Origin of the sequence: Paenibacillus sp. FSL H8-0548, from assembly GCF_038630985.1 — a bacterium.
GTDB lineage: Bacteria > Bacillota > Bacilli > Paenibacillales > Paenibacillaceae > Pristimantibacillus.
In genome coordinates this window covers 6,576,099-6,598,359 of record NZ_CP152049.1, presented here as the reverse complement: position 1 = coordinate 6,598,359, position 22,261 = coordinate 6,576,099, and the positions used below count along the sequence as shown (strand labels likewise).

Below are 22,261 nucleotides of genomic sequence, written 5' to 3'. Positions count from 1 at the left end.
AACCGGTACACGTATTATTATGTCCTATATCACGGTCCATAACAATACCAAGCGGGTGAATGGGTTAGCGTTAAATGAACAAATTCACTTTAGCATCAGTCGCATCTCCAAGATAAGCTCCTACACCGGCATAATCGATTCCATCAAGCAGTTCTTCTTGCTGCAGCCCGAGTAAGTCCATCGTCATTGTGCAGGCAACAAGTTTTACACCTTGTTCTTGTGCCAGTTCAATTAGCTGGGGGAGAGTCAGCACATTATGTTTTTTCATGACGTGCTTGATCATTTTAGGACCCACTCCTCCGAAATTCATCTTGGAAAGCCCCATTTTGTTTACACCACGAGGCATCATTTTTCCGAACATTTTTTCTAAAAATCCTTTTTTGGTAGGTACTAGCTCATCTTTACGTAAGGCATTCAGCCCCCAGAAGGTAAAGAATATCGTCACTTCATGGTCATAAGCGGCTGCCCCGTTTGCAATTATGAAAGCGGCAATTGCTTTATCCATTTCTCCGCTAAATAATACAATCGTCGACTTTTCTTTAACAGACATTTCATTCGCTCCTTATATACCAATACTGGTATGGGTATCTTGAATTACAAAAAAATATTGAACCAAATCTTAACGACTGTAATGCAAATTAGTAAAGACAAAATCAACTGCAATGTTTTCGTGTGAAGCTTTTTACTAATCATTGCTCCCAAAGGTGATGCAAATGTACTCGCAATTACAATCACGATAGCTGGAACAAGAAGCATATGTCCACCCATCAGCTTGCCCGCTGTAGTTCCGATAGACGATATGAATGTAATCGCGAGTGATGAAGCGATTGCTATGCGTGTTGGGATCTTGAGTATGACTAACATTACAGGGACGGTAATAAACGCCCCAGCTGCACCGACGATACCGGAAGCAATTCCAATAACGATGGCAAATGAAGCAGCGAGTTTCTTATTAAAAACAAGATCGTTCGATTCAAGTAGTTCAACTTTCTTTTTCGGCATAAACATCATTACAGCTGCAATCGTAGCCAGTATGCCATATACGGTACTAATCGTGGCATCAGGTAAAAAATTCGACCCATAACCTCCGATAAAACTCCCGACAATAATTGCTGATCCCATATTAATGACTAACGCCTTGTTAATAAGACCGCTTTTTTTATATACAACGATGCCAGATAGCGTAGCGGAGAAGACCTGAATAGCAGTAATTGCGGAAACTTCTTGCAAGCTAAATGCTTCAAAACCCAGGGCAGGCGGTACGTAAAGCAGCAAAGGGAAATTAATAATCGCTCCACCGATTCCCACCATTCCTGAAATGAGCGATCCGGCTATTCCAATTGCGAATAAAACGATTATGAAAGATACATCCATATCAATACCTCCGATTCAAAACGGATATCTTAACCTTTTTGAATCATGAAAATAAATACGCCATTTTCTTCTTTACTTTCGATAAGCATGTGACCAGTTGATTTCGTCCAAGCTGCTAAATCAGGTTTGGAGCCTTTATCGGTGGCTAGTACCTGCAGCACATCTCCGGTAATGAGTTCGTCCATTGCTTTTTTGGTTCTCACGATTGGCATCGGGCATGCTAGCCCCTTGGCATCGACAACTTTTTTAATAATCATTTATACTTCGCCTCCGAATTGATTTTTTGGTTAGCCGTGAACAGCGCAGCGGTTCGGACCCATTTCCATTTCCCTTTTTTCATCTTCTGCTGGGCTTAATACCCCCATGTTGACTAGGCGGATATCTTGATAAGCATTCGGCTGCGGTGGAAGATTAGTTGAAACCAAATTACGGAACGCTGCTTCTGTTGCTACGTTAAGTCCTGCATTCCGCTTAAACAAGTCTGCCAGTCGTGCCCATACGGTTCCGTCTTCGTTAAGTTCGGATACACTCGCAAAATGAGCAGGGAGGACGACCAATTCTTCATCGAGCTCTCTATAAGTGCTGTACAGGGTATTTCGAAGATCGCCAACCCAATCATCAGCTTTTCCGGCAAGGTCGGGGCGACCAATCGATTCAACAAACAATATGTCACCTGTAAGCAGGTACTTATCATCAACGAGAAGCGTCGTGCTACCGATGGTGTGACCAGGTGAGTAGATAGGTGCAACTTTTACAGTTGTTCCGCCGATGGTAATTTCATTCCCTTCTTCAAGGGGATGATAATCAAACGTTACCTCTTCAGCATCCTTTGGCGGGAGCCAGTAAAACCCGTTAACCTTAAGTGCCAATTCGCGACCGCCGGAAATATGATCGGCGTGTAGGTGGGTATCCACTAGATATTTGATCGTAATGTCGTTTCGAAATGCAAACTCTTCATAAGCGCTCAGCGTGCGCGCTGCATCAACGATCAATGCTTCATTTTCAGAGACAATCATGTAGGACAGACAACCTTTGCCCATCCGCACAAATTGAAATATTTTGCCTCCGTTTTGAAGATCGCCAACTTTAACGGGTTCAAGATGTTCGCTCCATGATTTCATGCCCCCAACAAGGTAGGAGACATTATTTAAGCCGGCTTCAAGCAATTGTTCCGCTACAAAAATCGAAGAGCCTTCTTTCGCGCAAACGACAATGACCGGCTTGTCATCAGGTATTTGACTGAGAATGTTTTCGACACCATCAAGCAAATCGAAATAAGGAGTGTTGAAGATTTCAACTTGTTGACCTTCGATTTTCCAAGATGCGAAATCATCTTCATTACGAACATCCAATACAAATATAGGCTTGTTTTCGATAACGTGACGGGCTAAGTGAGTGGAGGTCATTGGATTAACTTTTGTCATAAAATAATCACTCCTCGCATTGGACGGGACCAGTCCACTCAGACATACCCGGAATAATATTCGTTACTTTTGCAAATCCTAACTCTGTTAAAGCTTGTGCTGCCATGTCGCTTCGGTTCCCCGTACGGCAAATTACATAAATGTCCTTACTAGGATCTAGCTCAGACGCGCGTTTTGCCAAAGCACCTAATGGGATGGATATCGCACCAGGGATATGCCCGAATGCATATTCAGCCGGCTCACGCACATCGATTATAATGGCATGCTCGAACAAATGGGGCTGCTTCAAATGCTGTTGAAGGTCATCGTTTAACAATGTAATAGGGTGCCTTTGCTCTGGCGTAACTTCGGCGGGATTCGCTTTCCTCAAATAATGATGAATGACATTTCCATCCATTTTGTTTCCCAAGTAAGCATGACCTATTTTGGCTGCCCAACTTTGAATGTCGGCGATGGAACCTGAATCCGTAGCTTGTACTTCCAAAACAAGACCGTATTCAATCTCATCCATAGCCTTTTTCGTTTTCACAATAGGCATCGGACAAGCTAATCCTTTAGCGTCCAAGATTCTATCTACATGAATCGTCATTAATGTTCGTCTCCTTCCGTATACCCTATGGGGTATTCATGACCATGGACCTAATATACCCCATAGGGTATACGGAAGTAAACTGGGAAAATTAAACAAACCACATTCAACGAATATCGGAGAATTGAAAACAGAATGCAGTTAAAAGAAATAGAGGCACCTCTTTTGAGGTGCCTCTATTTTAATTCCCTTAACTATATCTATAATTATGTTAATGCAATCATGGGGGATAACGATGAGCAATATGGAGGATAAGCTATTTTACATTTCAAACAAAGTAGCCGACTGCTTGAAATTTGCGGAGGCGAAAAATGGGGCAACCCTTAACTTCTCCGGAAGGGCAATTGCAGCGATCATGAGCTTTTTAGGTTCGTCGTATAAAATCCCTTCGAATTGTAAGACAGTCTTATGTCTAGGCATGATTTTATTATCGATATCATGTTATATGACGATGCCCTCCTTCATTCCAAAAACCAACATCTTTTTTAAAAATAGTGGAACACCTACTAATACAGGTAACCTATATTTCTACGGTAACCTGTCCAAATACTCCCCTCATCAATTGAACAGCTACGAAACTTAGTTCCGGTTTATGTCATCTTAAGATATAGTTTTGATGGTTTATGCCATTAGCAGATATATAAAGTGTCAATTCGTTGTTATATTATCGCTTAAAAAAGGTGCTTTTTATGCCATTTGTAGGTATAACTCACAAAAACGTTCAGTGAAATAAAAGTGTGGAACCAGTAAAAAAGTCTGGAACCAAATAAAGAAACTACGGAACCAATAAATAATGTTTGGAACCACATATGAATTGATGCATTAAAACATCTAGAGGGTAGCCTGATGATATATTCCGGGCTACCTATTTTTGTTCTTAAGAATTGTTTAAATCTCGAATATGGAGTTTGTGTTCGGTGACATTAAAGTTAATTTCTTGACAATATAGTTCATACCTTTGCAAATTAGTATGTGATTTAACTGTCAGAAGAAAATAAACTGTTAGACTGGCAACGCTCAATTCAGCGGGCAAGATTGTTATGGATGTCTCAGTGGTTTTGTATGTTACCTGTAATGGTAGGAGTATAGATTTCATTGCACTCTTAGAAAAAGTTTTACTATTCTTGGATTTTGCAATGAGGTACATAAAAAGGACAAGGGGAACCCGCCCTGTCCTTTCTTAATAGATGAGGCTAAATGCGTGATGAGTTTACGGTTCGATCAAGGTTTACAGTTCGACTCTCCAGTTGCCTATCATATTGGCGACTTTCGGATCGCGGTACTATAAGAAAAGACTTTCCCGCGTATCGAGGGGAAGAATCGATCAACTGGCTACATGGCATTAAATGCCTCCAGCAATCCGGTATGCCGATTGAAGTCATAAAAATGCACGTCGATCTCTGTCTCGAAGGAGATTCGACTATCCGCAACGCTCCGCACTCATGATGGAGCATAAAGAAGCGGCGCTCGCTAAGCTCAAAGAAGCCAAACAGCACGTTGCCCATTTGGAAGAAATAACCGGCCTATATCAAGCCATTCTGGAGCACCGATCTCCAGACACGACCAATCCTGCAAACAGGGACAAAATTCAGCATATGCATAGTGACGCATTTTACTCGCCCACTGTTCGGAAGGTGTGAGAGATCTACGTGAGACCCCACCGCTTTGAAGAAAATACTCGGTTTTAAATTCCTAATTGGCTTTGCAATGAACAAGATTCACATCAGTCAAAAACTAGCGTAAGACGATAGTAGAATGATAATCAGAACACTTAAAATAAGCCGACCGATTCTCAGTCATTTACTCCTGATGTCGCTCGGCTTTTCTTTTTCCCATATTTCCATTCCAAGTTATGCCATCCTCATTGGAATAGTCCAAGGTTATTATGATGAAGCTTCCGAGAACATTATGTAGCGCAAGAGGGTCAAAATGGTTTAGCTCATATTCTTGAATTCTTTAGGCGTTGTTCCAACGACTGTCTTAAATACACGGCTAAAATAATGATGATCCTGATAGCCTACGATTTCCGAAATATCTTTCAGCAGCATAGTGGGGTAGTTAAGCATGAGTGATTTTGCTTTCTCTACACGCAGCGTGGTAATATACTCCACGAATGATTTGCCGCTATTGTTACGAAATAAGTTGCATAAATAGGAGCTGGAGATATGGAAACGTTTCATTAAATCACCTAAAGTCAGTGCTTCCTTCAGATGAGACGAAATGTAACTTTCAATCTGTTGGAAAAGTAGAGCTCCTGAATCTGATTCATGGACCTGAGGCTGGAACACGTGAATGATTAAATCCCAGAAGGAATCTGCTGTTTCCGAGAACGAAAAAGAGACAAAGCATATTTCCTCTATTCGAATTTCAAGGGTTTTGCTTGTAACGATGTCGATAGGAGGCAATTGCTGTTCCAATAAACGGACGATGCTCTTTACGTTTTTTTCCAAATATAATAGGGGGGTTTTTTGGTTACCCCAGTTCTGAAAGAGTTGATAAATAAGTTTCTTAATTTGTTTCCAGTCACTTTTGTTCAAGTAGAGGGAAAGCTGCTCTACTTCTTCTGCTTTTAATAGAAAATTATCATGAAGAGGATCTGAGAAGTCAGCTAAGGATATGAGCTTCGGCTCTCCAATAACCAAGTTCTTATATAGCTCATCAATCAGTTTTTGTTGAATGATATTGATATCTGCCAAATCACGCAAGCTATCACTGTAAGCAATGGAAGGACTAAGGCCTTTGTTCATAAAATGATTCTGTGAAAACTGAAGGAGATTTTGCAGCTTTAGAGCTGAAACTGTATGAAAACCAATCAGGATCGCAAGCTCTCGCCTGCTCTTGGTCCGTAATACCCAAAGCTCTTCCTGTTCGTCGATGTAGCTTTTGGCTTCGCTATAGTAATTTTTTTCTGCGCTTAAGGACTGGGGAAGCAGCAAATCATTATCGATCGAGAAGTCATGATCCGGAATGATTAGCAACGCATAATTAGAGTAAGGAAATAATCGCTCTTGAATAAGCTCAGGCAAAGAGGGGTTTCGCTTCGATTCAATAATCAATTGTAAAATCTCTTTACTCCGAGAATACGTTTTTTTCATGAGTCTTTCTTGAATCCGTAAAAGAACGGTTCTTACGGCATCGGTTTCGATGGGTTTTAACAAATACTCCTCGACGTTAGCTCGTAATGCATCTCTAGCATAATCAAAGGTAGAGAAGCCGCTAATAATGATGACTGCGGTGCTAGGCCAACGCTGCTGGACTTTATGAGACAATTCGATGCCGTCCATCGCCGACATCTTAATATCCGTAATAATGACATCGGGAATTAAGAAAGGAATTTGATCAAGGGCCATCTGGCCGCTATAACATTCCGCGATAATTTCAAACGAATAGGCGCCTTCTTCGGAGGCTATCCGAAGAATAAGTTCTTTTAACTGCTCCAGAAAAACGGGTTCGTCATCTACAAGCATAATCTTCATTACGCGTATGCCTCCTAGAGAAATTTAATAGTGCTGGACATCGTGATGTAAGCTCCCCTATTCACATTGTTGCCGACCGTATAATGAAGCTGGTTTTTCAAGATCAACTGCATCCTCGCTAGAGTACTGCATAATCCCATTCCTCCGAATCCCAATCGATCACCTTGCGCGATGGTGTCGAGTTGTTGTAAATAGGATTCTACCTTATCGCGTATCGTTGGCAAGACGGTCTCTGAAAATCCAATTCCATCATCCTGCACGGTCAACTCCCACCGATCTCCGATTATCTTACCGGAAATACGGATATTCAGGGGATGGGCATCTCTAAAGCCGTGTTGGAGGCTGTTTTCCACTAATGGCTGAAGGGTTAGCTTAGGTACGATCAAATCATTCATTTGTTGGTCCAAATCAAAGCTGTACTCCAAGCGGTATAAATAACGAGATTTCATGAGCTCTAGATATTTCCTCGTGAGCTCTATTTCTTGTTTTAATGAAGTGACAGGTGAGCTGGTAGCAGAGGAATATCTTAAGAAATCCGCTAGATTAGACGTGATTTTATTGATCTTTTCCGTATCCCCTTTATCGGACAAGGCTTGAATTACTCCTAGCATATTAAATAGAAAGTGGGGGTTGATCTGTGATTGCAGCGTATCGAAATGGGATTGCAACTGCAGGGTGCGAAATTGAATAATTTGCTGTAATGAGTTTTGCAGCCGATCATTCATAATTCGGAAGGCACGGTTAATCTGATCAACCTCGTTCATTTTATATTTATTTTCAATGCCGAGGGGTTTATCTACCAAGTCGATCCGATCTATGCTGCTTTTAAGCTTAATTAAGGGATTGATCAAAATTTTGGCTAAAAAAGATAAGAAGAAAACAGAAAATATAAGAAACACCGCAAGAGATGCTATAAAGATGTTTCGAAGTAATCGAATAGGGGCGAGCACCAGGTCCTTGGTGACGGTGAGCTCGGCAACGATATATTTCTTGCTGGTTGTTTTCGTAAAGGTATAGAAGTTATCTCTGTTATTACTGGCTATTTTTAGTTCTTCGTTTGCTTTCATGGTGTAAAAAGCATTGCCTTTGTCGTCTAATAATTGGAATTGGCTTCCTTCCCAATTGAGTGAATCAACGGATGCCAGGATATCAGCGGCTTTGATCTGTACTTCGATATATCCCGATTGCTGGTCGTTAGGGTCGATGGCACGGATGAAGGAAAAGACGGATGGCTGCTGTTCATTCGTCCATTCGTCATGAGTAGAATATCGATAAAACGTGTTGCCGCGAAGTGGAGCGATTAAGGAAACCCAAGTTTGTGACGCTTCCGATTCATAGATATTATTAACGATGGGCTTGCTTGAGAAGAGAAGACCGCTATTAGCATAGAGAGTAATGCGATAGAGATCTTGATAAATGGAACTGTTAATTTGGATAAATTTATCAAGGGATTGCGTTGCTTTTAGTCTTTCGATTGAATCGGCAGACGTGTTGAGAACATTAAGATAATGAATCATCGTATTGCCGGCAGCATCATAATTCAGATAGAGCTGCGTGCTGATATTATCAAACTCGTTCTGATAGGCATTTAATTGATCGGACACCCCTTGAACCGACTGCTCTAGGTTCGAGAGGGTACTGCTTTCGATATTTTCTTTAATGTAAAAATAAGAGGGAATGGAAACGCCAAGCGTACAGACCAGAATAATAAGCATGTAGGTTAGGAATAGTTTTGCGCGTAAGCTGCTGGAGGAGAACATTAGCATCCACCTATCATCTTCGAATTCGATCATTTTTTTAATACTGTAACATGAACCTATTTCAATTGAAATAGAGTCAAGGTGAACGATGGAGCTAGAATGGCGATATCGAAAGGTGGATAAGATTATCCACCTGCGATGAATAAGAATGTCTATTTCGTTTGATGGATACAGGCCTTAAACTGAGATCGTTAGAATCGAAGGTCTGGCGAATCTAGCTGATATCTCATCTGACGATTTCTTCTTTGCTGTAGCCTAGTTTAGAAGTCGACATGAAATTACTTACGTTTATTCAAAATGTTAACTATCTTTTGATATGAAGGTACGCCTTGAAGACAAGATGCACGGTTTCGCTTTGAGCGATCGAGTTGTACTGAGTTTGCATGCCAACCATAAAGGAGACTCCTATGCCCAGTAAAGCCAGTTATTTGCGCTGTGAATATTTGATCAATCCACTCGGGATCAGCACTCCTAAACCCAGATTTTCTTGGGAAATCGCAGATGAAAGAAGAAACGTTAAACAAGCAGCTTATCAAATCCTGGTTGCCTCCGATCCGGCTAAACTAAGGCCGGACTTGGCTGACCTCTGGGATTCCGGGAAAATTGACTCCGATGACACGCTCCATATCGAATATGGTGGGTCAGTGCTGTCTTCAGGAGACGGTTGTTTCTGGACGGTATATATATGGACGGTTGCGGCTGGCGGTATGGCAGAGAAAAGTGAAGCCGATGAGACTGCCGAATTTTCCATAGGGCTCTTGCAGAGTGAAGATTGGAAAGCCGAATGGATTACCGCTTTAGAATTTATCGAGGATTCACCGGTTTGTCTCGGTTATATGTCCTTGGAAACAACGAATCCTTTGGAGCAGAAATGGGTGCAAATTGATCTTGGCCAATCACGCAAGGTCGATGGCATTCGGATGTTTGCTGCAGCCGGAAGGCGGGGGTTACGTCCGGAGGGTGGTGAAATACCTCCGTCCGATGGCTTTCCTATGCGTTTCAAAGTCGAAGTTTCAGAAAATGCGGATATGCTGGACTGTACTCTGGCAGTGGACTATTCTGAAGTGGATGTCGCATTTGAATCGTGTTTAACCTCCGCTTTTGCTGAAACCAGTGGACGTTATATCCGATTGACTTCACTCAAGCAAACGGAAGCTGCATTCGCAGGCCCGACCTACTGTTTGAAGCTGGCAGAATTAGAGGTGCTGAGTAATGGCGTTAATATAGCACTAGGCTGTAAAGTGAGTGCGCTGGATTCCTATGAGAATGTGGAGGAAGGATTCGGAACGGTCTTTCTGACAGATGGGCAGACGGCATATGATCCCGGCAGTCGCCGTAATCTGCGCCCATCTCCGTTTTTTAGAAATGAATTTATGATCGGCCAGCCGATTAAACGGGCTATGATTTATGTCACGGCCCTTGGGCTTTATGAGCTCTATTTGAATGGTTCACGTGTCGGTGACCACTGCCTAGCACCGGGTTTTACCCAGTACAACAAACGGGTCGCTGTGCAGGCATTCGATGTAACCACGTTATTAAATCAAGGCGCTAATGCCATCGGCGCAATATTGGCTGATGGCTGGTACCGCTCACGCTTTCGCCTCGACGGATACGATCAATACAAGAACTTTGCCGAAGGGAGATACGGAGATGCGATTCCGCGAATAATTTCGCAATTGGAGATCGAATATACGGATGGTTCGCAAGTGACGATAGGCACCTGCTCCGACTGGACATATACCATAGACGGCCCCTATCGCAAAACTAGCATGTATGATGGAATCCATTATGATTCCCGGCAAGAGATGCCGGGCTGGTCTGAGCCCGCTTTCTCAGGCGCAGCCGCTTGGAAGCTGGTTGAAGTATCGCCTGTTTCTTGGGCTTTGGAGAAATCACCGCAAACTGTGCAGCCGATCCGCCGTTTAACGGAGTTCCCTTCCGAGTCCGTCAAGGAGATTGGCCTCAACGTTTGGTTATATGACTTCGGCAAAACCGTCGGCGGCGTTTGCCGGGTCACCTTGCAAGGTCCGGCAGGTTCCCGGATCAAGCTGCGCTATATCCCCGAATTGAAGGATGACGCTTCGCTTTATACAGACAGTCTCTGGGGTGCATATAATAATGGTGATGTTTATATTTTGAATGGCCGGGGAGTGCAGACGTTTGAAGCCTCATTTACCTTTCAGGGATTTCGTTATATCGAGGTAACGGGCTTGAATGCACGGGACCAACTGGTAGATATAACCGCTATTATGATTGCGGATGATTATGCGGTGGCATCCAATCTGCAAACCTCGGACAGACGATTGAATCAACTCTGGTCCAATATACGATCGACCTATCAAGCCTGCATGAAAAGTGTGCTTGTTGATGTCGTGGATCGGGACGAGCGCTGGCCTTGGCTGGGCGATTGCTTCACCACCCATTCCCAATCACTCCCTTATATGCTGGATATGTCCTCCCACTTCCCGCGCAGAATCACCGATATGGCCGATGAGCAGAGCGATGAAGGATATTTCTACAGCACGGCCCCGCGGATGAGATTAATCTCTCCTTCGGCCGGCTGGTCCGATGCAGCTGTTACCACGGCATGGTCTTCTTATTTGAATTACGGCAACAAGCGATTGTTGGAGGAGACGTATCCCTTGCTGCTGGCTTATTGTTTGTTGCTGCAAAACCGGCTGGAAAGCGGGCTGGAGCCCTTTGAGTATTGCTGGAATGATCACTTGGCGTCTCACATGACTGTCCGGCCGGGAGCGACCTTATGGAAAGATACCGGACCTCCCTGCATGGACAAATATCATTATGAAATGCTGGCGTTTCTGCAGATCAGTCAACTGGTACAGAAAACCGCACGTGTTGTCGGTGACCAGGATGCTGCCGATAAGCTTGAGCGGTTTGCTGCGAGGCTGACTCAGGAATTTGTTGGTACGATAGTCGCCTCGCAGGAACCAGCTGTGGCTGCTCAAACCCTTTACGGTTTGCTACTTGGTTATGGACTTGTGAAGCCTGTTGATGCAGCCGTTGTCCTGAAAAGGATGCTTGAGGCGATTGAGCAGTATGACGGCTTCTTCACTACGGGTACATCGACTACGAATACTCTGTTAAATGCCCTTTCTGACAACGGGCAGCATGAGTTGGCTTTCCATATGGCCATGCGGTCGGAGTCGCCGTCTTTTGGTCATATGATTGATCACGGGGCCACCGCGGTTTGGGAGCGCCTCGACTCCTATGTTGCCGGATTAGGCTTTAACCCCAGCGCGATGAACGGCTTTGTTCATTCCGGTTTCGGCTCCATTGCCGAGTGGATGCTGCAAAGCTTCGGCGGCATTCGTCCGGATGAATACGCACCCTCGTATAAGCGGGTCCGAATTGAGCCGAAGATCGCCGGCTCAATCGACTGGGTGGAGGCTGCTTACCACTCAGTTCGAGGAACTATTTCTTGTGAATGGAGCAAGAATGAGGAGGAGTTGCACTTAAAGGTTGAGGTGCCGGCCAACACATCGGCTACAGTTATTATTCCGACCTTCCCACAGCAAATGGTTACAGAGAGCGGAGTATTAGCTGGCGATGCAGCGGGAGTCACACTCGTCTCAGCGACAGAAAGTTCCACAGAATATCTCGTTTTATCCGGATGTTATTCGTTTCATTCGCGGTGAACCAAGTGTGGCTGGCGGGTGTTTTGCCAATTGAACTTGGTTGACATTTAATACGGTTCCTGCCTCCAAGACTGTATCCAAATGATTAAACATCGTTTCCTTGTTTGGATAGCCCTTTTCGCCAAATTACTGGTTACGAGCAACACGGAAATATTTTGCTTATGAAGGAAAATACAGCAGGTTGCTTTTTATTCGTCCATTCATCGCTAGCGGAATATCGATAGAACATGTTGCCGCTAAATGGAGCGATTAAGGGAATCCATAAATGAGAGGCTTCCGATTCGTAGATGTTATTATTGATGGGCTTACATCGGTAGACCTATTAAGAATATTAAGATAGAAGATCTTTGTATTGTCGACAGTATCATAATTCAGGTAGAGCTGCGTGCTTATATTATCAAATTCATTCGATAGGCATCTTAGAAGTCAATCATTTTTTTAATGCTGTAACATGAACCTATATCAATTGTAATAGAGTCAAGGTTAACTATGATGCTTAGACTGATGATATCGAGAGGTGGATAAGATTATCCACCTGCGATGAATAAGAATATCTATTTTGTTTGATTGATACAGACGGTACACTGAGAACGTCTCAACCAATATCGATTCGAAAAGAGGGGAAAATTTTGAGGAAAAAACATTTTGGAAAAGTTTTTGCTGCAGCGATATTAGCTTTGTTGATGGTGGTCGTTACAGCATGTGGCAGTGGGAATAATGAGGGTTCAAGCAGTTCCACAAACAATGGGGGTTCACCAAGTGCTAGTCCATCTACACCTGAAGAAAGCCCAAGTGCACCTTTGGAGAAGATCAAGATCAAAGGGATTGGACATGCTAGCTGGTTTAAAAGCGGTATGGATGAAGTCCTAATCGCAGCAGCTGAGAAAACGGGCATTGAATTAGAAATAGAGAAAATCCCCGAGGGTATGGATGGCGTTAATCTAGTCAAAGCCCGCTTTGCTACTGGAGATAAGCCGGATCTACTGTTCTACTACGCTGGTCTTGGGGATACACAAGGCTTCGGTAAAATGTCCGATACATTCGTTAGCCAAGAGGATCAGCCGTGGATAACTAATTTTGACAAGGAATCTTGGAAGGGCATTATGACAGCTCTTGAAGACGGTAAATATTATGGAGCTCCATATGGCGGTTCTAATACAAGTGTAGTTCTGTATAACAAAAAGGTATTCGAAAGCTTAGGGCTTCAAGTACCCACGACGATGGATGAATTCTGGAGCGTTAGCGAGGCGCTCAAGAAAGGCGGGAAAATTCCGGTATACCTTTCCGGTAAAGATGCATGGACATTGCAATTACCCGTGCAGCATGCACAAGCCACACCTTCAACGACTGAGATTCTCGCTAAAATCGATGTTAATCAAGCAAAATTCACAGATTGGACAGCTCGTAAAACAGGGCTGCAGTTCCTTAAAGATGTGACGTCTAGAGGGCTGACAAACAAGGACGTGCTTTCTGATACTTACGATAATGCACAGAAGGCTTTGGCAACGGGCGAAGCAGGCATGTACATTATGGCGACTTGGGTAATGACCGATATTGCCAGTAAATTCCCGGATCAGACAGCAGACATTGGCGCGTTCATTATGCCTTACCAAGGCGCTGAAGCCGACAAAAGCTATATTTTTGCACCAAATGCCGTCTTTGTGGTCAAAGGTAAAAATGAAGAAGCTGCACAGAAGTTTGTTAACTTCTTCGAATCTCTAGAAGCGCAAAATATTTTCTTCGGCAAAGATGGCGGTATTCCAGCAATTAAGGGTGTAACGGTGACATCATTAACACCAGCGGAGCTTGAAGCCAAAGCCTTTTTGGATGCCGGTAGAGCGAGTGGCGACGGGTTTAGTATGAAATACGATATCAACGCGGCTTTCCCAGCTTATTTGCAGGATATCATTATTGGCGGGAAAACGCCTGAACAAGTGCTAGAAGCACAACAAAAGGATTATGAAAAAGCAGCAAAAGCCAAGGACGATCCGAACTTCAAGTGAAGACATTAGAAAAAAGGGGGGGAGTTCTTACTCCCTTCCTTTTATATAGAGGTGCCGAATGATAAAAAAAATGTATTATAGCTACTGGTTGCTGTTGCCTGGCTTGTTGATTTTTAGTGTTTTCTTCATTTATCCGAATCTAACAGGATTTCTATATGCCTTTACGAATATGGACGAAAGTTTTAAATATACTCGGTTTGTTGGATTCGACAATTTCAAATCCTTGTTTCAGGAGGATGATCAGGTTATCGCGTTCAAGAATACATTTATATTCGCCATTATTACGACCGTTTTTAAGATTGTTTTAGGCTTGCTGCTTGCGTTGCTGGCCAATGCTAAGTTAAGGACAACACTCTTTTTTCGATCGATGCTATTTTTCCCAGTTCTTCTAAGTACATTGGCAGTTTCACTTGTATTCAGTGCTTTGCTGCATCCTAGCAGAGGGCTTTTAAATGTGTTTCTGGAAACGCTTCATTTGGATATGCTTGCGCAATCATGGTTGACTGATCCGCAAATAGTTATCTTTTCTGTGAGTTTTGTTGAAATATGGAAGTGGACGGGTCTATCGATGATTCTATTCCTAGCGGCACTACAAACGATCCCTCAGGAATTGAAGGAGTCGGCCATGGTTGAGGGCGTTAATTCCTGGCAAATGTTCAGACATATTACGCTTCCCTTGATCATGCCAATCGTCAATACAAACGTGATTCTCAGTGTAATCGGCGGCTTGAAGGTATTTGATATCGTATATGCCTTGACAGGGGGAGGACCAGGAAATTCATCTCAGGTCATTAACACAATCGTATTTAAGAATTTTGCTGCAGGCAGGAATGGGGAGGCTACGGCAGCAAACGTCATGTTGTTCCTGATTGTCCTGGTGATTGTGCTGCTGGTCAATAAGGTGCTGAACCGGAAGGTAGAAGGGTGATCAGATGCGCAAATGGAAAAAAAGATTACTAGAGCTGATTTCCTTGATTCTAAGCGGAATTGTAGCAATTCCCTTATACATGGTTATTGTGAACTCTCTTAAGAATCAAAGCGATGCAGCAGACCTAAAGTTGACACTTCCTAAAGATTGGTCAGGTTTCAATAATTATACAGAGGTATTTAGAATTGCACGTATTCCACAAGCGTTCTGGATTACGCTGTTTATAACCGTTGTGTCTGTTGTCCTTATTATTATCGTTTGTGCAGTTGCCGCTTTTGTTATTGAACGCAGAGACAGCCGTCTTATGAGACTGTTGCAGCACGTTCTAATAGCGGGAATGATTCTTCCTGGCTCAATTATTACGACCTACTATTTAATGCAATCGCTGCATCTCATTCGTACGCTCACGGGGATTGTTTTACTTTATGTAGCCACCAATTTCCCCTTCATGACTTATTTGTATATTTCATTTCTTCGAGGCGTACCTAAAGAACTTGACGAAGCGGCTATTATTGATGGAGTCGGAAGGTTTAAATTATTTTTCAAAATTCTCTTTCCGTTATTAATGCCAGTCAATGCATCTGTTGTCGTCCTTTCATCCATGAACATCTGGAATGATTTTCAAACGCCGTTTTATTTTCTGAATACGGCAAGTCGATTTACGTTAAGCATGACCATTTATTTCTTCTTTGGTCAACATTCCAGTGACTGGAATTTGGTGTTTGCCAATATTGTGATTGTCTCGTTGCCCGTTATTTTATTGTATATATTCGTCCAAAAATACATTGTTTCAGGTCTTACTGCTGGTGCAGTTAAGGGTTAATAGAGATAGCAATTCATTATAAGAGTAATGGGAGGCGTTTTCTCAGATGATACAAGCTATGAAAATGATGAAAAATAAACTTCTAACGGTAACACTCGTTTTTGCTGTATTGGTGGCTACTTTTCCGTCTTATGTTATTTACGCTGAAGATGATAGTGGCGTTGATTCACCCATTTTACAATCAACTTCTGAATACTTATGGCTAGAAGGAGAGAATGCACAAGCCTACGACGGAGGCTACCAAGTTGTCGGAGAAGGGGCTTCCAGCGGATCCAGTTTTCTGAAGTTATATACTCATGATGCGAATACCGTCGCTACGGCGGATTATCAATTGGATATTCCAGCAACGGCTAAATATGATATTTGGGTGCTGGGTACGCCTGGAGATAACATATGGCTGTCGGGTTACAATTGGAAGCTGGATACAGGTGCTTACAGCGCTGCAGGCTCCTTTTACGGCGAAAGCGTATTTACTACGCCGGATGGCATGCCATTCTATTGGATTAAGCTGAGCTCAACTGATTTGGAGCAGGGTCAGCACGATTTGGGGTTTCAAACGAATACCCCGAGACAGGGAAATTCGGACGGGTTATACTCGCAAGGAATTGATGCAGTGGTAGCTGTGCCGCATGCATGGGAATGGAAGCCTAATGGATTGGAACAGCCTACAAATATGGTTCTTCCTGAAGCGGATTCCCTGTGGGTAGAAGGAGAGGACGCGCAAGCCATCAATGGAGGATATCAAGTCGCGGGTGAAGGCGCCTCCAGCGGAGCTAGTTATTTGAAATTATATACTTACGATGTGAATACGGTCGCTACGGCGGATTATCAATTGGATATTCCAGCAACGGCTAAATATGATGTTTGGGTATTGGGTACGCCTGGGGATAACGAGTGGTTATCAGGTTACAAGTGGAAGCTGGATACAGGTGCTTATAGCGCTGTTGGCGAAGCTTTCGGAGAAAGCGTGTTTGGTACGCCGGAAGGCATGCCGTTCTATTGGGTAAAACTAAGCTCAATGGATTTGGAGCAGGGTCAGCACGACTTGAGATTTCTAACAGATACCCCAAGACAAGCCGCGTTGGACGGTTTATATTCTCAAGGGATTGATGCTGTGGCTGTCGTGCCGCAGGTGTGGGAATGGACACCTAATGGATTGGAACATCCTGCACCCAAACCTATTATTCCTCCTAAATATGTCTGGATGGAAGGCGAAGCTGCTTCGATAACCGGAGAGTATCGTTCGAAATATAATGCTAAGGCAAGCGACAAACAAATTCTCGAAATGTATACCATGACACCGGGGGCGACGGGTACAGCGGATTATGAGTTTGATATTCCTGAAGCCGGCAACTATTCCGTTTGGGTATTGGCTTCACCCGGAGATAACCCATGGCTATCTCCATTTAAGTGGAAGCTGGATGCCGCCAGCTATAAAGTCGTCGATTCCCCTTCAGCTAATACGGTGTATGTCACACCGGAAGGATTGCCTATGTCATGGCAAAAGCTAGGTGTATCTGAATTAAGCCAAGGTCAGCATTCGCTAGGCTTCTTAACGGATACGCCAAGGCAAGCCTCTCTAGATGGCTTGTATTCGCAAGCTATTGATGCTTGGGTCATCGTTCCGGATTCGTGGGGATGGTCACCGAAAGGCCTCAATAAGCCTTTTAATGGGCAAGAAGTGAAATTTAGTTTTGTTAGCGGCGAACTAGATAAGACCATTGTGCAAAGAGAGGATATAGTGACCGTCACCACTACGAATAAGGTGGAAGCAGACTTTAATGGCGAGCTGTACTTCTTTGCCGATCTGATGCTAAACGAAGAGGTCGTATCACGCGAGGTTGTTCCCTCCGTTAAGAAGACCTGGACGAACGGGGAAGAAAACGTTCAGACGATGCAACTGAAAATTCCATTTAATGCACCTGACGGCTCTTACGAGGTAAGAACCGGAATCGTCGATATTCCTTACACGAATGCACCGGATGGTAACGACTCCGTACTCGTGCAGTCATTCGCAATGGGTTCAGCTCAAGGGGATGCACCGGAGCTTAAGGTGGAAATACAGGAATTAATAGTACCGCAACAAATGAACCGAGAGGCGACCCTGCAGGGAACGGCTTCCTTCGAATTGCTGCAAGCTGTGGATTTCGATACGACAGCCTATCTGAGCTTCTGGAAAGATGATGTATTGTGGGGCGTATCGGAGCTTGCTTCGGTGAATACATCTAGCTTACCGGTCGGTGAAAATAAGGAAGTTGTATTCGATTTCCAGCTTCCCAAAGACATTCCAGCCGCGAGCTATGTTGTCAAATTTGGACTTCATAAGCTGCAAGCTTTACCATCGGAACCGAGCTTGACGGTTGTTTCCGCCACGGCATCGAGCGATGGCTACAAGCCGCTCACGAATGGCGGCTTCGTTGACAAGAAGCTAGGGGAAACCCACTTTTGGTATGCAGACCAAAACCACACGATGATATGGGATGGGGTACCATTTGTTCCCATCGGGGGATTGTTTACCTCTGACTATTTGATTTATTTCTCCACAACGGACGCTGCTGCAAACAAAGCGCGTTGGGAAGACGATAAGCGGGTTTTACAATATATGAAGGCTCAAGGGTTAAAGGATTTGTATATCAATGCTGTCGTGCATGGAGCTGGAATACCGGCATGGGCATGGCAGTGGCTGCTCGATTATTTGGATGAAGAAGGATTTACTTACGGTATTCAATTTAACGCGATCAACCATGGGGACGAGGAGGAGGTCGTTCAGACTGCGTATATGCCTAGGGCGAGCGATGGGGCTACGTCACTCAAGGCAGCCAGCGGCGGACAATTCCTGAAGATGTACACTAAAATTCCGGGTTCTAAGGGGACAGCAGATTATTCATTTCATCTTCCTGCCGCGGGGAACTATGACATTTGGGTGCTAGGCACGCCGAATAATCAATCCTATGCTTCCTCTTATCAGTGGAAGCTTGACAACGGGGCTTATCAATCAACTGGCGATGCATCTGGCGAACCGGTATTCAGTACCATTGAGGCTTTGCAGTTCGGATGGCATAAGCTGGATTCTGTAGAGTTAGCAAGCGGAACGCATTCACTGGGCTTCTTGACCGACACGCCGAGACAAAGTATCAATGACGGCTTATACGCCCAAGGACTCGACGCGATTGCGGTAGTACCTGAAGATTGGGCATGGACACCGAGCGGAATCGCTAAACCGAATCATCCAATCAATGACTACGCCTGGATTGAAGCGGAATCAGGGAACGTTACGGGAGCCTATTTATCTGGTTGGTTGAAAGTGGAGGATATTACTCAAAGTGGCGAAGTCTCTCTCATTGTTCCATCCGCTAACGTTCAGAATGCTGTAGCGCCAGCTTCGAGCTTTAGCATAACGGCTATATCTAATTTGTTTACAGTCGTTAACCCTAAGACGGGGGAAGTGGTCGCCTCGGGCAAAGGGACGGTGGAGAAGCAAAGCGGCAGCATGCTTGAATTTAAGGCCGATGTCACGGTGCCGACTTTAAGCGAGGGTACTTATACGGTCTACTTTACTCCACAGGTGAAATACAAGAGTCACGTACTGGTCAATATTTGGGATAAGGGAGATCTCTTTCTTGATAAAATCAAGAGCCATGTCAGCAAGTTAAGGCTTGGACCTAACTTCCGGTTATTCGTAGACCCGGTCAATAACGAATCGGGTGTATATGCTGAGAACGAGAGTATGTTGATTGATTCGCCTGTCTATCGCGCTCAATTTATTACGTGGCTGAATAATCGTTATTCCACGATTGAGGATTTGAATGAGGCATGGAAAATGCTTACACCACTTCCTTCCTACGAAACAGCAGCCCGTCTCGTTCCTATCGTGAGGGGGGAAAGGGAAGAAGCTTGGAAAAACCAGCTTTTACTAGTCGATTCAGCATCTCCTGATGTTACGTATAAGGCAGATGCTTATCAGGGCCGACTGTGGGATGATTATGCGGATTTCAGAGACGACTCCTTCAACGATTATCAAATGAAGGTTGCAGACGCTATTAATGAAATTGTTTCCATACCTGTTATTTATAAATACGTTTCAAGCCAAAGGAAGTATTTTATCAACCATCAACAAGCCGGCGGTTTTCAAGGCATAGGTGGAGAAGTGTACGGAAATTCCGAGTATTTGGTAAGGGAGCGGGCCGGATATCCTTACTCGGCAGCCGAACAGTCTGCGCAAACGATGTGGCTGATTACAACCGAAACACAGTTAGATGAGAACATGGAGCAGAAGTATAATTCGGGTGTGAAAGGCTACCCGGATCAGCAAACGATGTACGATCATTTCGATAACTTGATCAAGAGCGGCTCGAAAGGCATTTATGATTTCTTGCTCAATTGCAGCTATCATACAGCCTGTACCGAAGCTTATGCCTATTACACAGCCAAGCCTATTCAATTTGAATGGCTGGATGAATATCGGACGAATCTATTAGCTCCAGATTCGTTAGCTGAGCTGGTTGCTTATCGTCCGGAGGTTTATTATGCCTATCCCGCAGGAGAAATGTGGTGGGGACCTAACAGACGTAATGTCGTATTGCCTGGAAATGACTATCAGGGTGGAGCAACGCTCACGACTGCGAATGACAAATGGGTGGTGCCTACATTCGATCCTAAGGTGAAAACCGACGTACTGCTCGTCAATCTCGAGGATGACCCAGCGACGACTGTTTATGGAAAAGCATTGCTGGAGTTAGGGAGCTTAAAGGATGGAACGCGGGATACCGTCTATATGGGTTATCGCCGAAATTTAGGCGCATTGCCGGAGATTGATAGCTATTTCACGAACGAATTTACAACGTTAGAGAATGGTGCGGTCGTTCAGGTCCTGAATCCGCAAGCAAGTGCTACTGCTGAGATTGTATATCAGACTACCGAAGGCAAAGTATGGGCACTCAGGGACGGAAACCTTTGGATTATTGGAGATACAAATTGGATACAAAGCTTTGAAGGCAAGGAGCCGAAAGGAACGGCCAAGTACATTGATCAGTTGGATTTTTCAGCTGTAAATGGTACACCGCCGACACCATCGCCATCACCAACAACGCCGACACCAACACCACCGACGGCGACACCAACACCGACAAGCAACAATGGCAATAAAACAAGTCGTTTTGTGGTCGATGAGGGCAAGGTGATTGTAGAGCTTGGCAGCAATGAAACTGTCTTCTCAGTACCCATGGAGAAAGTGGGTAATCTTCCTGTGCAGGTGAAATCGGGAGCAGCCGTATTTACAATTAGTCCAGCCGTACTTAGCAGGCTATCGGAGCAGGCGGGGGCAGCATCGGGCGCTATTCTCGAGGTTCAAATGTTACCTGTAGTAGATTCGAATATCTCGAATTCTCCAGTACTGGGAGGGAAAGCGCGAGTAGTCTTCGCATTCGCAGGTCAGGTCTATGAACTTAGCATTACGTTAACGAAGCTAGATGGAACGGTTTATACAGCCCAACAAGTATCGGGTGACGTGGAAATCTCACTACCTTTTACAACTGGATTGGATCAGGATCTTCTAGGCATTTATTTCTACAACGAGTCTACTAAGCAATGGGAGTATGTAGGCGGTACAGTAGATAAGGTTACGGATACGATAAGGGTTAAGCTGAAACATCTTAGTAAATACGCGGTGCTGGAGTATAAGAAGACTTTCGAGGATGTTCCAGCAGCACATTGGGCTGCTAGAACACTTCAGGTGCTAGCAGCTAAGCATCTTGTAACCGGAGTGACCGAAACCATATTCAAGCCTGCAGCTTTGACGACCCGAGCAGAATTCACTGCGCTTCTGGTTCGAGCGTTAGATCTTGAGCTCTCAGACGTTGCTACAGGATTTAAGGATGTCAAAGCGGATTCGTGGTACGCGAATAGCGTTCAAGCTGCTGTAGCCGCGGGTATTGTTACAGGAATAAGCGAAGACAGCTTCGGGCCGAATCAACCCATCACACGTGCAGAAATAGCGGTTCTGATGGGAAGAGCGCTTAAGCTAACAGGGAATACCACTAACGGTGATCTGTTCTCCGATACGCAAGACATACCAAGCTGGGCAGTATCTTATGTAACGGAGCTTAAGCTTGCAGGCCTTGTGCAAGGCAGAACAAACAATCGTTTCGAACCACAGGAAAAGGCAACGAGGGCGGAAGCGGCAACCTTTATATTTGCCATCATCAAGGATAAGAACTAAGACGGTTAGGA

Annotated in this window: 12 protein-coding genes and 1 pseudogene; 6 read left to right on the top strand and 7 right to left on the bottom strand. The window is 44.3% G+C overall.

Annotated elements, in window-relative coordinates; translation table 11 throughout:
• Nucleotides 1-70: 70 nt before the first annotated feature.
• The 5 genes from MHI37_RS27795 to MHI37_RS27775 are packed head-to-tail and all read right to left on the bottom strand — an operon-like array spanning nucleotide 71 to nucleotide 3,387.
• Entirely contained in the window at nucleotides 71-550 is a 480-nt protein-coding gene (locus MHI37_RS27795) for a DsrE/DsrF/DrsH-like family protein (protein ID WP_076336734.1), read from the bottom strand.
• Nucleotides 551-594: 44 nt separating this feature from the next.
• A complete protein-coding gene (locus MHI37_RS27790) occupies nucleotides 595-1,380 on the bottom strand; it encodes a sulfite exporter TauE/SafE family protein (RefSeq protein ID WP_076336733.1) in 786 nt (261 codons plus the stop codon).
• A 23-nt stretch (nucleotides 1,381-1,403) separates the two neighbouring features.
• Nucleotides 1,404-1,631 (bottom strand): sulfurtransferase TusA family protein, encoded by a 228-nt coding sequence (locus MHI37_RS27785; protein WP_076336732.1) that lies wholly within the window; start codon nucleotides 1,629-1,631, stop codon nucleotides 1,404-1,406.
• Nucleotides 1,632-1,661: 30 nt separating this feature from the next.
• Nucleotides 1,662-2,798, bottom strand: a complete 1,137-nt coding sequence (locus tag MHI37_RS27780) for an MBL fold metallo-hydrolase (RefSeq protein ID WP_076336731.1) — start codon at nucleotides 2,796-2,798, stop codon at nucleotides 1,662-1,664.
• Nucleotides 2,799-2,805: 7 nt separating this feature from the next.
• Nucleotides 2,806-3,387, bottom strand: coding sequence for a sulfurtransferase TusA family protein (locus MHI37_RS27775; protein ID WP_076336730.1), 582 nt, complete (start codon nucleotides 3,385-3,387; stop codon nucleotides 2,806-2,808).
• A gap of 1,197 nt (nucleotides 3,388-4,584) precedes the next feature.
• Between MHI37_RS27775 and MHI37_RS27770 the strand changes: the two are divergent.
• Nucleotides 4,585-5,027: pseudogene (locus tag MHI37_RS27770) on the top strand (MerR family transcriptional regulator).
• Nucleotides 5,028-5,321: 294 nt separating this feature from the next.
• On the opposite strand, the gene MHI37_RS27765 reads toward MHI37_RS27770, so the two are convergent.
• Together MHI37_RS27765 and MHI37_RS27760 are read right to left on the bottom strand one after the other, a co-directional pair.
• Complete coding sequence (locus MHI37_RS27765; RefSeq protein WP_076336728.1) at nucleotides 5,322-6,863, bottom strand: response regulator; 1,542 nt, start codon at nucleotides 6,861-6,863, stop codon at nucleotides 5,322-5,324.
• 14 nt (nucleotides 6,864-6,877) lie between these two features.
• Nucleotides 6,878-8,623 (bottom strand): histidine kinase, encoded by a 1,746-nt coding sequence (locus MHI37_RS27760; RefSeq protein WP_076336727.1) that lies wholly within the window; start codon nucleotides 8,621-8,623, stop codon nucleotides 6,878-6,880.
• Between the two features lie 407 nt (nucleotides 8,624-9,030).
• Between MHI37_RS27760 and MHI37_RS27755 the strand changes: the two genes are divergently transcribed.
• The 5 genes from MHI37_RS27755 (at nucleotide 9,031) to MHI37_RS27735 (ending at nucleotide 22,250) form a co-directional block, all read left to right on the top strand.
• Nucleotides 9,031-12,279, top strand: a complete 3,249-nt coding sequence (locus MHI37_RS27755; protein WP_076336726.1) for a family 78 glycoside hydrolase catalytic domain — start codon at nucleotides 9,031-9,033, stop codon at nucleotides 12,277-12,279.
• Nucleotides 12,280-12,908: 629 nt separating this feature from the next.
• Entirely contained in the window at nucleotides 12,909-14,282 is a 1,374-nt protein-coding gene (locus tag MHI37_RS27750; protein ID WP_076336725.1) for an extracellular solute-binding protein, read from the top strand.
• Between the two features lie 58 nt (nucleotides 14,283-14,340).
• Complete coding sequence (locus MHI37_RS27745; protein WP_076336724.1) at nucleotides 14,341-15,210, top strand: sugar ABC transporter permease; 870 nt, start codon at nucleotides 14,341-14,343, stop codon at nucleotides 15,208-15,210.
• Nucleotides 15,211-15,214: 4 nt separating this feature from the next.
• Entirely contained in the window at nucleotides 15,215-16,033 is an 819-nt protein-coding gene (locus MHI37_RS27740) for a carbohydrate ABC transporter permease (RefSeq protein WP_076336723.1), read from the top strand.
• 46 nt (nucleotides 16,034-16,079) lie between these two features.
• Entirely contained in the window at nucleotides 16,080-22,250 is a 6,171-nt protein-coding gene (locus tag MHI37_RS27735; protein WP_076336722.1) for an S-layer homology domain-containing protein, read from the top strand.
• Nucleotides 22,251-22,261 lie beyond the last annotated feature (11 nt).

Bases quoted from the DNA above. Each gene is read 5' to 3' on its own strand.
- MHI37_RS27735 (WP_076336722.1), top strand. From the start codon at position 16,080: ATGATACAAGCTATGAAAATGATGAAAAATAAACTTCTAACGGTAACA.
- MHI37_RS27760 (WP_076336727.1), bottom strand. From the start codon at position 8,623: ATGTTCTCCTCCAGCAGCTTACGCGCAAAACTATTCCTAACCTACATG.
- MHI37_RS27740 (WP_076336723.1), top strand. From the start codon at position 15,215: ATGCGCAAATGGAAAAAAAGATTACTAGAGCTGATTTCCTTGATTCTA.
- MHI37_RS27765 (WP_076336728.1), bottom strand. From the start codon at position 6,863: ATGAAGATTATGCTTGTAGATGACGAACCCGTTTTTCTGGAGCAGTTA.
- MHI37_RS27785 (WP_076336732.1), bottom strand. From the start codon at position 1,631: ATGATTATTAAAAAAGTTGTCGATGCCAAGGGGCTAGCATGCCCGATG.
- MHI37_RS27795 (WP_076336734.1), bottom strand. From the start codon at position 550: ATGTCTGTTAAAGAAAAGTCGACGATTGTATTATTTAGCGGAGAAATG.
- MHI37_RS27780 (WP_076336731.1), bottom strand. From the start codon at position 2,798: ATGACAAAAGTTAATCCAATGACCTCCACTCACTTAGCCCGTCACGTT.
- MHI37_RS27755 (WP_076336726.1), top strand. From the start codon at position 9,031: ATGCCCAGTAAAGCCAGTTATTTGCGCTGTGAATATTTGATCAATCCA.
- MHI37_RS27775 (WP_076336730.1), bottom strand. From the start codon at position 3,387: ATGACGATTCATGTAGATAGAATCTTGGACGCTAAAGGATTAGCTTGT.
- MHI37_RS27745 (WP_076336724.1), top strand. From the start codon at position 14,341: ATGATAAAAAAAATGTATTATAGCTACTGGTTGCTGTTGCCTGGCTTG.